General features: G+C 49.2%; 10 protein-coding genes. 5 read left to right on the top strand and 5 right to left on the bottom strand.

Translation table 11 applies throughout. The annotated features are described in order from the left end of the window. The first annotated feature begins 115 nt into the window (after nucleotides 1–115). A complete protein-coding gene (locus ACI0FR_RS03675) occupies nucleotides 116–2,026 on the top strand; it encodes an AsmA family protein (RefSeq protein ID WP_404906530.1) in 1,911 nt (636 codons plus the stop codon). Here ACI0FR_RS03675 and ACI0FR_RS03670 read toward each other — a convergent pair. The 5 genes from ACI0FR_RS03670 to ACI0FR_RS03650 form a co-directional block, all read right to left on the bottom strand. Further along, nucleotides 2,023–2,844 carry an ABC transporter permease gene (locus ACI0FR_RS03670; protein WP_404906531.1) on the bottom strand — a complete coding sequence of 274 codons (822 nt, stop codon included), beginning with the start codon at nucleotides 2,842–2,844 and terminating at the stop codon, nucleotides 2,023–2,025. The two genes, ACI0FR_RS03675 and ACI0FR_RS03670, sit on opposite strands and share 4 nt — an antisense overlap. A gap of 4 nt (nucleotides 2,845–2,848) precedes the next feature. Continuing rightward, nucleotides 2,849–3,757 (bottom strand): ABC transporter permease subunit, encoded by a 909-nt coding sequence (locus ACI0FR_RS03665; RefSeq protein ID WP_404906532.1) that lies wholly within the window; start codon nucleotides 3,755–3,757, stop codon nucleotides 2,849–2,851. A 13-nt stretch (nucleotides 3,758–3,770) separates the two neighbouring features. Then, nucleotides 3,771–4,916 carry an ABC transporter ATP-binding protein gene (locus tag ACI0FR_RS03660; protein WP_404906533.1) on the bottom strand — a complete coding sequence of 382 codons (1,146 nt, stop codon included), beginning with the start codon at nucleotides 4,914–4,916 and terminating at the stop codon, nucleotides 3,771–3,773. 178 nt (nucleotides 4,917–5,094) lie between these two features. Then, nucleotides 5,095–6,198: a polyamine ABC transporter substrate-binding protein gene (locus ACI0FR_RS03655; RefSeq protein ID WP_374829467.1), complete on the bottom strand. Its 1,104-nt coding sequence runs from the start codon at nucleotides 6,196–6,198 to the stop codon at nucleotides 5,095–5,097. Between the two features lie 223 nt (nucleotides 6,199–6,421). Beyond that, entirely contained in the window at nucleotides 6,422–7,837 is a 1,416-nt protein-coding gene (locus tag ACI0FR_RS03650) for a helix-turn-helix domain-containing protein (protein WP_404906534.1), read from the bottom strand. A gap of 247 nt (nucleotides 7,838–8,084) precedes the next feature. Here ACI0FR_RS03650 and aceA point away from each other — a divergent pair, with 247 nt between their 5' ends. The 4 genes from aceA (at nucleotide 8,085) to ACI0FR_RS03630 (ending at nucleotide 12,742) form a co-directional block, all read left to right on the top strand. After that, a complete protein-coding gene (gene aceA, locus ACI0FR_RS03645; RefSeq protein ID WP_404906535.1) occupies nucleotides 8,085–9,374 on the top strand; it encodes an isocitrate lyase in 1,290 nt (429 codons plus the stop codon). A gap of 21 nt (nucleotides 9,375–9,395) precedes the next feature. Continuing rightward, the gene (locus ACI0FR_RS03640; RefSeq protein ID WP_374829461.1) at nucleotides 9,396–9,638 is read left to right on the top strand and encodes an SMc00767 family acetate metabolism repressor; all 243 of its coding nucleotides are present in this window, start codon (nucleotides 9,396–9,398) and stop codon (nucleotides 9,636–9,638) included. Between the two features lie 214 nt (nucleotides 9,639–9,852). After that, nucleotides 9,853–11,286, top strand: a complete 1,434-nt coding sequence (locus ACI0FR_RS03635; RefSeq protein ID WP_404906536.1) for a glutamine synthetase family protein — start codon at nucleotides 9,853–9,855, stop codon at nucleotides 11,284–11,286. A 154-nt stretch (nucleotides 11,287–11,440) separates the two neighbouring features. Continuing rightward, on the top strand, nucleotides 11,441–12,742 hold the full coding sequence (locus tag ACI0FR_RS03630) for an NAD(P)/FAD-dependent oxidoreductase (protein WP_404906537.1): 1,302 nt from the start codon (nucleotides 11,441–11,443) through the stop codon (nucleotides 12,740–12,742). Nucleotides 12,743–12,744 lie beyond the last annotated feature (2 nt).

The raw sequence follows: 12,744 nt of genomic DNA, 5'->3' as shown, positions 1-12,744 counted from the left end.
TTTATCGTGTTTTGCTATATTTCTTCGATTTTAAGACTAAAGTTTAAAAAATCGGCTATAAGAGGTTTTCGCTTTTAAACATTGATCCACTATCGACAAAACTTTCAGGACATTCATGCCCAAAACGCTGCGCCTTATTTTGGCAATCATCGTTATGATCAGTGCGGCTGCAATCGCAGCTTTAACCGCATTGCCTTATATCGTATCAACTGATGCCATTCGCATACGTGTAGCACAAGAATTAAGCAGCTGGACGGGTTATACCGTTGAACTGCGTCAGGCACCGCAACTGAAATTTTTCCCGACATTGCGCGCTTCACTCAACGATGTAATCTTAAGCGATTATAGCGATACCGCCACCAAAAAAGTCATGAGCGTCGAGCGTATCGATGTCGAGCTTTCACCCTTTGATGCGCTGCTCGGCCATATTTCATTTTATGAAACCCAATTGGTGCGCCCTGTTTTTGATATAGGCGAACCAGTGATTGATCCACAGCAAGTGCTGGAAGGTTTGGGCAAGTCCGACGGGCGGCTGGGTGTTGCCATTCGTGCTGCCAAAGAGCTGATTTCTGAACAAAAAAGCGATGTTGCGACCCGTCAGCAAACATCACAGCCTTTTGGCCGCATTGTTGTTCGTGACGGCACCCTCACTTTCCGCAAATTTGGCTCGGATGTCGATGAGGTGGTCAACAATATCAACGCCACCCTGAACTGGCCGCAAACCACACAAGCCGCATCACTCAAAGGCAATCTGCGCTGGAAAGATGAAGTGGCAGAATTTGATCTCTCCGCACCTCAACCTTTACAGCTTTTTGCCGGCGCAACCTCTGCGATTAACGCATCAATCACCGCCAAACCACTGGAATTGAGCTTTAACGGCAAGGCCAATATTTCCAATGATTATATGTTTGAGGGGGCGCTCAATGTCAAATCGCCTGATCTTAGCCGCACCATCTATTGGCTTGGGGCACCTCCTCCACCCGGCTCTGCCCGTGTCGGCGCATTGACGGTTGCAACCACTTTGTCCGCCAATCATCAGCATATCAACCTCAATGATCTGGTGTTGGACAATGAGAATAATCCAGCCAAAGGTGCGATTGAATTCATACGTCTAAGCCCGCGGCCTTCGATCAGCGGTACATTGGCATTCCAGCATCTCAATTTTCGCGGCCTTATCAGTGCTTTCATTCCGCTTCCGGAAAAGCCTAGCACCAATGTTTTTTATGATTTTGAACGCGGCATTGATGACAAGCGTGACGTGATCAACACCGATTTCATGCAATTGGCAGAGGTCGATCTGCGCCTTTCCGCCCAAACCGCCAGTGCAGGCCCTTTGAGCATGAATAATGTAGCGGCAGCGGTACAGGTGCGCAATGGCCGGGCACTTTTTGACATTGGTGATGCCAAAGCCTTTAAAGGCAATGTCTCGGCCAGTGTGCAAATTCAGCGTGATCTGCAAGGCACCAATGCCGAATTGCGCTTCAATGGCAGCGACATCGACAGCACCGATTTTACCAAAGTATTCGGCCTCAGCAGCGGCTTTATTTCTGCGCGCGGCAATATCGCACTTATCATGAAAGCACCACTGACAAAGTGGTCAAAATTGCCAACCAATGCCGATGGCGAAATCAGTATCAATTTCGGTAATGGCAAATTGCAGGGTTTCGACATTGATAACTTCATCAAGAATGCCAGTTCCGAGCGTTTCTTCGCACTCGAACGCAAAGAAAATATGGCGCTGAATTTCAAACGATTGGATGTGCAGGCAGGACTTGCCGATGGTGTTGCCACACTTAACACCGCAAAGCTTGAAACAGAAAGCGGCACCCTCTCGCTTGCAGGTATTGTGCCATTTCTGGATCGCAGTCTTGCTCTTTCCGGTACACTGACCTTACCGGCAAAAGACACGGAAAACACCGAGACAGCTGAAACAGAACAGGCGCCGGAAAAACCAGCGCCTGCCATCCAGTTTTTTGTCGGCGGCTCATGGGATCGCCCGTTTATCTCACCGATGAATACACCTTAAACCGTCTGATACATGGCCCGCTCATCACGCCGGCGCTGCACTTCGCGGCGCTTGTTGACAAGTGAGACAATGATCACAGCTGTGGTGACCAATGCGATCAAAATAGTGCAGATCGCGTTGATCTCAGGCGTTACGCCCAGGCGCACCTGCGAATAAATTTTCATCGGCAAAGTCGTTGCACCCGGGCCGGAGGTGAAACTGGAAATCACCAGATCATCCAGCGACAAAGTCAGTGCCAAGACCCAACCCGACAAAACCGCAGGCAAGATCAACGGCAATGTAATTTTCATAAAAGTTACAACCGGTGTAGCGCCCAAATCTTGAGCCGCCTCTTCCAGTGAGCGATCAAAACCCATCAGGCGTGATTGCACCACCACAGCCACAAAACACATGGAAAATGTGATATGCGCCAGCAGCAATGTCCAAAAACCACGATCAAAATTAATTGCCACGAATAACAGCAACATCGACAGGCCGGTAATCACTTCCGGCATCACCAGCGGTGCATAAACCATGCCGGAAAACAGCATCCGCCCACGAAAGCGCGTGTAACGGGTCAATGCCAATGCCGCCAATGTGCCAAGTACAGTCGCAATGGTTGCTGATAACAGCCCCACGCGAATAGTAACCCATGCGGCATCCATTAAAGCGCGGTTATTGAAGAGCTCCACATACCATTTGGTTGAAAAGCCAGACCAGACGGTGACTAATCGCGATTCATTGAAAGAATAAACCACCAGAAGCACAATCGGCAGATAGAGAAACGCAAAACCGAGAACGACCGAAACAATATTAAAACGTGACCATTTAGCATTCATCTTATCAGCCCTTTTCCTGCGCCCGTGCCTGCACTTTCTGGAATACCACAATTGGTACAATCAGAATAAGCAGCAAGACCACGGCAACCGCCGACGCAACCGGCCAGTCACGGTTAGAGAAAAACTCGCTCCAGATGGTTTTACCAATCATCAGCGTTTGCGAACCGCCCAAGAGATCGGGAATAACAAACTCGCCCATTGCAGGAATAAAGACGAGGAAACAACCGGCAGCCACGCCTGATAAAGACAATGGAAAAGTAATCTTCCAGAAAGCCGCCAATGGCGGACAACCTAAATCTTGTGCGGCCTCAATCAAGGAATAGTCCAGCTTTTCCAAAGCGGCATAAAGCGGCAATACCATGAAAGGCAGATAGGAATAGACAATACCGATATAGATCGCGGTATCCGTGTTCAGAATGGTCAATGGTGTATCAATGATATTTAACCACATCAAAAACTGATTGAGCAGACCTTCCGGTTTCAAAATCGCAATCCATGCATAAACGCGGATCAAAAAAGATGTCCAGAACGGCAGGATCACCAGCATCAGCAAGACTGGCCGATAATTGAGCGGTGCCCGCGCAATGCCATAAGCCATCGGGTAACCGATCAGCAATGTCAGCGCTGTGGAAATCAGCGCAATCTTAAGGCTCGAAAGATAGGCTTTATAATAAAGCGCATCTTCTATCAGCCAGAAGTAATTATCGAAGGAAAGTTCTTTCACCTTTGCCCAGATTTCAGCCAGACTGTCGGTGAAATTAAAAGCGGGCGCATAGGCGGGAATGGCCATCGCTACCTGCGAGAGCGAAATTTTAAAAACAATAAAGAACGGCACCAGAAACAGCACCAGCAGCCATAAATAGGGCACTGCAATAACCAGACGGCTGGTGAGACCTGTGATCAGTTTTTGCATCGGATCACCCTCCTCAGGCGGTCAACACCAGACCGGCATCGGTGTCAAAAGATACCCATACACGATCATCAAAAGCAAACGGATCATCGGTTTTACGCACCGCATTGAGACTGGAAGCCTTCATCGTAAAGCCATTATCCAACCGCACATGGAAAACAGTCATATCGCCGAAATAAGCAATGTCCCATAATTCGCCTTCAACCGCATTGATGGATGCATCCTGTGGTTTCTCACGCTCAATACGGGTTTTTTCCGGTCGCACTGCATACCACACTTTTTGACCGGCAGTCAGGGTTTCGCGGGTTTCCGTTGCAATGGTTGTGCTCAAATTAATGGCTGCAATCTCTGCCATACCATTGGCAGATTTTACCACTTCCCCTTCAATCAGGTTCACATTGCCGATAAAGTCGGCGATGAATTTCGATTTCGGCGCTTCATAGACTTCCGCCGGTGTTGCCACCTGCATGATCTGGCCTGAATCCATAATCGCAATCCGGTCAGCCATCGTCATGGCTTCTTCCTGATCGTGGGTGACAATGATAAATGTCAGCCCCAATTTATACTGCAAATCCATCAGCTCGAACTGGGTCTGCTCGCGCAGTTTTTTGTCCAATGCGCCCAATGGCTCATCCAACAGCAGCACTTTCGGACGTTTGGCAACAGCACGCGCCAAGGCAACACGCTGGCGCTGGCCACCCGATAATTGATGCGGTTTGCGCTTGGCAAATTTTTCCAGCTTCACCAGTTTCAGCATTTCTGCCACACGGTCATCAATCTCTGATTTCGCCATACCGTCTTGTTTCAGGCCAAAAGCAATATTGGCCTCAACGCTCATATGCGGAAACAAAGCATAGGACTGGAACATCATATTGACGGGGCGCTTATAAGGCGGAATGCCGGTCAGATCCTGCCCATCCAGCTTGATGCGGCCGGAAGTTGGTTCTTCAAAGCCCGCCAGCATGCGCAGCAAAGTGGACTTACCCGAACCGGAAGCGCCCAAAAGTGCAAAAAATTCGCGGTGAAAAATATTCAACGACAGATCGTCCACCACAGTGGTATCTGCAAATTTCTTCGTCACATTTTCAAACGAAATAAACGGCTTTGCTGCCGGATCACTCCACGGCGCAAATTTACGGCGAAAGCTGCCAAAAGATTCCATATTCTTCACCATATATCCGGTTCAACGGTTTGGAAGGTTTAAACTGCCATAGGTTTGCCTGATGGCTGCAAGCATCCGTTAAGGTACTGATCTTTTAAATAAATGTGACAGTTGAAGCTGAACACAGGATTTAAAAAAACCGCCCCGTTTTTGACGGGGCGCTTTCTCTTTGATTTCGTTACTGGCCGGTGACGATTTTTGTCCAGGCGCGTGTCACAAAACGCTGCGTTTTTGCGTCATAGGGTGTGGGCACAAACAGCTTTTTCATCACATCTTCATTGGGGTAAACTTCCGGATCCTCCAAAAGTTCCTTATCCAAAAATTCCTGTGATGCTTTATTGCCATTGGCATAGAAAACATAATCCGATGCCTTGGCGATAACTTCCGGACGCATCATGTAATCCATAAAGGCAAAAGCTTCATCGACATGTTTGGCATCTGCCGGAATGGCCATCTGGTCAAACCAGATCAAAGCGCCTTCTTTCGGGATCGAATAGCCGATTTCTACGCCTTGGCCTGCTTCTGCTGCACGGTCACGCGCTTGGAACACATCACCCGAATAACCGACAGCCATGCAGATATCGCCATTAGCGAGCGCATTGATATATTCAGAGGAATGGAATTTGCGGATATTCGGGCGAATGCTCAAATAGAGTTCCTGCGCTTTTTCCAAATCGGCCTGATTGGGTGAATTTGGATCAAGACCCAGATAATTCAGTGCCGGACGCAGCATTTCACTGGCGGAATCCAGCAAATAAATACCGCAATCTTTAAATTTTGCCGATTTTTCCGGATCAAACAGCACATCCCACGAGTCGATCGTGTCGGTGCCTAAAATTTCTTTAACCTTGGCCTTATTATAGCCAATGCCGGTGGTGCCCCACATATAGTTGACCGAATATTCGTTGCCCGGATCGTAAACCAACGCGCGCTCGGAAATATCGTCCCACATATTCTTCAAATTCGGCAGTTTTTCCTTATTCAGTTTCAGGAAAACACCGGCTGGAATCTGACGCCCAAGAAACTCGCCAGACGGCACCACGAGATCATATCCGCTCCCACCCGCCAGCAGTTTTGTTTCCAGAATTTCGTTGGAATCGTAAACGTCGTAAACGACTTTAATTCCTGTTTCCTTGGTAAAATCTCTCAGGATTGAATCGTCAATATAATCCGACCAATTGTAGATATTGACGACTTTTTCCTGCGCCATAGCCGGCAGAGCAGCTGCCATTACAAGCCCGGATAACGCACCAACTGTCAGAAGAAAAGGCTTCAGTCTCATAAGGCACTCCAGTCTGCATATTGTTGTACTATGCAGGTTAAAGACAACGAGATTATTTCTCTCGGCTACCTTTTTAGATAACGAAGCTTTCGTCAACAGGAAGCTTCCGCACAAAGGGCAAAATACGCCCTTTCGCCACAAGAAATTGGGGGCAGAAAAGCAAAATAATCCGCTGATTGATATTTTTGCCGCAAGAATATCCATCGCAGCATTTTTTGTTTCTTTACTGGAAGTCGAAAGCCGACAATCCGGAGACAGATTCATCCAGCGCCAAGGGCCTTGTCAGTGGGGGTTCGGCACGTGCAATACAGCCCTGCCGCTCACATAAACGACAGGCTTTTCCGACTTGTAAAACCCTGTCTGACGGCACGCCGCGGCGATAGATCACTCCCTCTCCCTCAGGCATAGAAACACCCAACATTAGGGCAGTGCGACGCGGTCTTTCCTCATAGCCCGCCTGCATGCCTTCAACCGTGCGACTGATGGTCAGATATCGGCTTTGATCCGGCATTTCCGCCACATCCACCAGCACCTGCCCATAATGGGCAAAGCTTGCATAAAGCCCTAATTTGGGACATTGCCCGCCAAAGGCTGAATGCGGAAAACCCTGCGCCCCGACTGCGCGAAAAATATTACCGGCATGATCGATTTCCATCAGGAAAAACGGCTGCACCGATACGCCTGTTTTTTGCAGACTTACCAGCCGGTTGGCGGCTTGCTGAAATGACACCCGAAAACGTGCAGCCAACACATCAATATCATAATGCACGCGTTGTGCAGCTTCACGAAAATTGCGATAAGGCATCATCAGCGCACGCGCTGCATAAAGCGCCAGCTCTTGGGTGACAATACGCCGTGCCTCACGCGATGTCAGTTTCAGTGCTTCTGTAGCCGCAGTAATTGCCACCTGCATGCGCAACATCACTGCGGCGCAAGCAATTTCCTGCAACTGATCTGTCAGCGGCAAACGCTCGGAAATAAACAAACGCTGCGAATGACGATCATAACGGCGGCGCCAATCCGGCATGGTTGCAACAGGTAGCGTGCGTACCATAATGCCATGCTCCGTCCGCAGCCAGTTTTTTAAACTGGCTTGCAGATCGTCACCCGCATTCAATAATTTCAAAAAAGCATCCGCCTCTTCTTCCAGCGATGCATAATAATAAGGATGGCGCGCCAACACATCCTGCACTTCATCAAAAGGCAGACGCGTTGCCGTCAATGCTGTCGGGCGGCCATCTTTGACCAGCATATCCGACAAATCCGACAAACGCTGGCGCTGCTCTTTATAAGCGCGATAAAGTTTGATCACCCCAAGTGCGGCATTGGGTGCCGCTTCGCCGATTTCAATCAATTCCTGATCGCCGGGTAATTCGCCGCTTAACAACGGATCGGAAAACACTTCCTTTAATGCCGAAACCGCAGTGCCGCTTTCGCCCTGCAACTGGTTGATATCGAGTTGATAAACCGATGTGAGTTTAAGTAAAAGCTGCACCGTCAAAGGGCGCTGATTGCGCTCGATCAAATTGAGATAAGACGGCGAAATACCGAGCGCTTCCGCCATTGCGGTCTGCGTCAGTTCACGCTCGTTGCGGATGCGGCGGATCCTTGGTCCGGCAAAAATCTTACGCTCGCTCATCAACTCCCCCATCGATTGAAACTCGAGATTGACACGTTTTTACAAAATTGTGAAACAAAAAACTCATGACAATTTTTACAAATTTACATCTACTCCCAGTCAAGGTTTTGACAGAGTTACTTCAATTATTTGGCTAAAAACATGATTTTTCTGGCTGTTCAAGTCAGCGAATTGTAAAAAAAGTAACAGACGGCCAAGTAATTTTGTTTTGGTCTTACAAAAGTTCATTCATGTGAGGAGACAAGAAATGACTGATTTTTACAACCTTATCCCATCCGCCCCAAAAGGTCGTTTTGAAGGGATCCAGCGCGCACATAGTGCCGAAGACGTAAAGCGTCTTCGCGGCTCTGTAGAAATCAAATATTCGCTGGCCGAAAATGGTGCCAATCGTCTCTGGAAGCTGATCCACGAAGAAAATTTCGTCAATGCACTGGGCGCGCTTTCAGGCAATCAGGCCATGCAGATGGTTCGCGCAGGCTTGCAAGCCATCTACCTTTCCGGCTGGCAGGTTGCCGCCGATGCCAATACGGCTTCCGCCATGTATCCGGATCAGTCGCTCTATCCGGCCAATGCCGCACCGGAGCTAGCCAAGCGCATCAACAAAACCTTGCAGCGCGCCGACCAGATTGAAACCGCAGAAGGCAACGGCCTTTCAGTCGATACATGGTTTGCGCCGATTGTTGCCGATGCAGAAGCAGGTTTTGGTGGCCCGCTTAATGCGTTTGAAATCATGAAGGCTTTCATTGAGGCGGGTGCGGCCGGTGTTCACTTTGAAGACCAGCTGGCATCCGAGAAAAAATGCGGCCATTTGGGCGGCAAGGTTCTCATTCCAACAGCGGCACATATCCGCAATCTTAATGCAGCACGTCTTGCAGCTGATGTGATGGGCACACCAACTTTGGTGATTGCACGAACGGATGCAGAAGCCGCCAAGCTTTTGACCTCGGATATTGACGAGCGCGACCAGCCATTTGTTGATTATGACAAGGGCCGCACCGTTGAAGGCTTCTATCATGTCAAAAACGGCTTGGAACCATGTATTGCCCGTGCGGTCGCCTATGCTCCGCATTGTGATCTGATCTGGTGTGAAACATCAAAACCTGATCTGGAGCAAGCACGCAAATTTGCCGAAGGCGTTCATAAAGCGCATCCGGGCAAGCTTTTGGCTTATAACTGCTCGCCGTCGTTCAACTGGAAAGCCAATCTGGACGATGCGACAATTGCCAAATTCCAGCGTGAATTGGGTGCAATGGGTTATAAATTCCAGTTCATCACGCTCGCCGGTTTCCACCAGCTCAATTACGGCATGTTTGAACTGGCCAAAGGCTATAAAGAGCGCCAGATGGCCGCTTATTCCGAATTGCAGGAAGCTGAATTTGCAGCCGAAACACGCGGATATACAGCGACCAAGCACCAGCGCGAAGTCGGCACCGGATATTTCGATGCCGTATCCATGGCAATCACTGGCGGCCAGTCTTCGACCACCGCCATGGGTGAATCCACCGAACATGCACAATTTCTGCCCGCAGCTGAATAATTTTTTAAAAGGGGAATAAAAATGTCAACCGCTTCACCTGCCCGCGTTAAAGAAAGAGCCGAGGAACAATCCTCTTCGATGAATAGTGACCAGCAAACAGTTATCCGCATGCTGGCCAATGACTTACATCGCCTCAATTATGCGGTGATGAAAGCGGTTGATGCCGGTGTTTCGGTGGAGCTGATCCGCTCAGCCCGCCATCACGGCGGAGACGGCAACTGGGGCGATCTCCTCATCCCTGTTATCGTTTCCAAATCTGCCTGATCAAAGCCTGAAACGTATTGAATACACTTTGATACTGTTTTGAATGTTTCTGTCATACAATTATTGCTCCGGCGGCTGCGGTTGCCGGAGTTTTTCTTTTACTTTTTGTTTTTTAGCGTCAAAAAATATTCATATTTGTATCGCCATTTCCCTATTTGTAAATCTCAAGCGATAGGGCTATCATGCGCCTCTATAGTTCATATTTTGGTGATTAATGTCTGCCGATACACCTGAGAAAAAAATTACTAAGCCCACAACCAGACGCCGCACTCCGCCACATGTCAAATCCTTGCGCGGCGTTAAAAACTGGAAGCAAGTTTCCGAATGGCTGGAATGGCGCGATATTGAAGATATTGAATGTATCACTCCGGATCAGGCCGGTGTTGCGCGCGGCAAAATGATGCCGTCGAAAAAATTTACATCCAATACATCTTTGGCGCTGCCTTCCGCAGTTTTCATGACGACAATTTCAGGCGATTATCCTGAAGACGGTCACGGCTTTGCCTATCCGGAGAATGACGGCGATTTAAAATTAGTGCCGGATTTATCGACGCTTTGCGTTGTCCCTTGGGAATCCGATCCGACTGCACAAGTCATCTGCGATCTGGTTAATCAAAACGGCAAGAATGTTGAATATACGCCGCGCAATGTGCTGCGCAGTGTGGTTGCCGCCTATCACAAGCGCGGCCTCAAACCAGTCGTTGCGCCGGAAATTGAATTTTATCTGGTCAAGAAAAACCCTGATCCTGATTATCCGCTGACCCCGCCTGTCGGGCGCTCAGGCCGTGCCATTGGTGGCGGACAAGGTTATTCAATCGCCGGCGTCAACGAGTTTGACGAGTTGATCGATGATATTTACCATTTCTCCGAAGCCCAAGGCTTGGAAATTGACACGCTGATCCACGAAGAAGGAGCAGCACAGTTGGAGATCAACCTGCGTCACGGTGATCCGGTTGAGCTTGCCGATCAGGTGTTCATGTTCAAGCGCACAATCCGTGAAGCCGCGCTCAAACATGATATGTATGCAACCTTTATGGCCAAGCCGATACAAGGCCAGCCGGGTTCGGCCATGCATATCCATCAGTCGATTGTCGATAAGAAAACCGGCCGCAATATTTTCAGCAATGAAGATGGCAGCGAAAGCGATCACTTCCTGCATTTCATCGGTGGCATGCAAAAACATGTGCCCAATGCACTGGTGATGTTTGCGCCTTATGTGAACTCTTATCGCCGTCTGACACCGGATGCTTCTGCGCCCGTCAACGTCAAATGGGGTTATGACAACCGCACCACCGCTTTCCGTGTTCCGCGCTCGGAGCCTGGCAGCCGCCGTGTGGAAAATCGCATTCCGTCCTCTGATGCCAATCCTTATCTGGCGTTGGCAGCCTCACTGGCTTGCGGCCTGATCGGTATCATTAATGAGATCAAGCCGGATGAACCGGTTGCAACATCGGTGAACCGCAATGAAATTGAACTGCCACGCGGCTTGATTGAAGCGGTGGAATTGTTTGAAAATGACAAAGAACTGCAAAAGTTCTTAGGTGAATCTTTCGTCACCACTTATGCCGCCATTAAACGTGCAGAATTTGAAACTTTCATGGAAGTCATCAGTCCGTGGGAGCGTGAATATCTGCTTCTCAACGTTTAAAAGGCCACCACTACCCCATATATAAAAAATATAAAGTCAGAGAGGTTTTCATGGATAAATATCCGATTTTGATTACCCTCTCTGGCCTTCTTCCGCTCTGCTTCACACGTCAGATTTATATTTGATACGATAACACTCTAACGGGACAACCCGTATGTTGCAGCAAAACCCAATCTATCAAAGCCCGATTTCGCCTGGTGTATCATGGTATGAGGCGAGTGTTTCAACGAGGCCGAGCTACCCTGCTCTTGATGGTTCAAGACAAGCAGATGTCGTTATTATCGGCGGCGGTTATACGGGACTTTCTGCAGCCTATCATTTGGCTCAAAGCGGTGTCGATGTTGTGCTCATTGATGCCGCCCGTTTTGGTGACGGCGCATCGGGGCGCAATGGCGGCCAATTTGGCACCGGACAGCGATCATGGGCAGAAGAACTTGAAAAAGAATACGGCTTCACCCGTGCCAAAGCCCTGTTTGATCTGGCTGAAGACAGCAAGCCGCTGATTAAAAGCATCTGCGATCAACATAATATCGACATCGAGTATGCGTCCGGCCAGATGTCGGTAGCGCATAAAAAACGTTATCTGAAGCAATATCAACGCCATGTGGAGCTGATGCAGACACGCTACAATTATCCACATATACGGATGATAGATGCGCAGGAAGCCGCCGACAAGCTTGGTTCAACACGTTATTATGGCGGCACCTATGATAGCGGAACCGGTCATATCCACCCGCTGAAATTATTGGTCGGCATGGCCAAAGCAGCATCTCAGGCGGGTGCTTCGCTTTTTGAAAATACCAAAGCCACCAAACTGGAAAGTCAGAACGGACGTGTAACCGTTACCACTGACAACGGCACCATCACCGCTAATCATTGTTTACTGGCGGTCAATGCGCATGGCGGTTTGCTTGAACCTGTCAGTGCTGCGCATGTGATGCCGATCCGCTCTTTCATGGGCGCAACTGTACCGCTGGACAAGAAATACGGCGTTTTGCAGGGCGGTGAAGCAGTAGATGATTCGCGCTTTGTGGTGCGTTATTTCCGTCTCACCCAAGATGGCCGTCTGTTATTTGGTGGGCGTGAAGCCTATACGGCAGATAATCCGCGCGAAATCAGCCAGCATATTCGCCGCCAGATTGCAGAAATTTATCCGCAATTGGCCGATATTGAAATCACCCATTCGTGGGGCGGCTCGGTTGGCATTACCATGCCGCGCCAGCCGTTTGTGCGCGAAGTGATGCCCAATGTCATTTCAGCCGGCGGTTATTCCGGTCATGGTGTGATGCTTGCCAATTTGATGGGGCAGCTTTACGCTGAAAAACTTGCCGGCAAAGGCGAAAGACTGCAATTGCTGCAAGACTTGCATATTCCGGCATTCCCGGGTGGCCGTCGCTTCCGCGCGCCACTTTTATTTCTAGCGCTGTCGTGGTTTGCATTGATGGATCGTATCTAAAT

It is taken from the genome of Paenochrobactrum sp. BZR 201-1 (genome assembly GCF_044987585.2).
GTDB classification, from domain to species: domain Bacteria; phylum Pseudomonadota; class Alphaproteobacteria; order Rhizobiales; family Rhizobiaceae; genus Paenochrobactrum; species Paenochrobactrum pullorum.
This window is presented reverse-complemented; position numbering and strand designations above follow the sequence as displayed.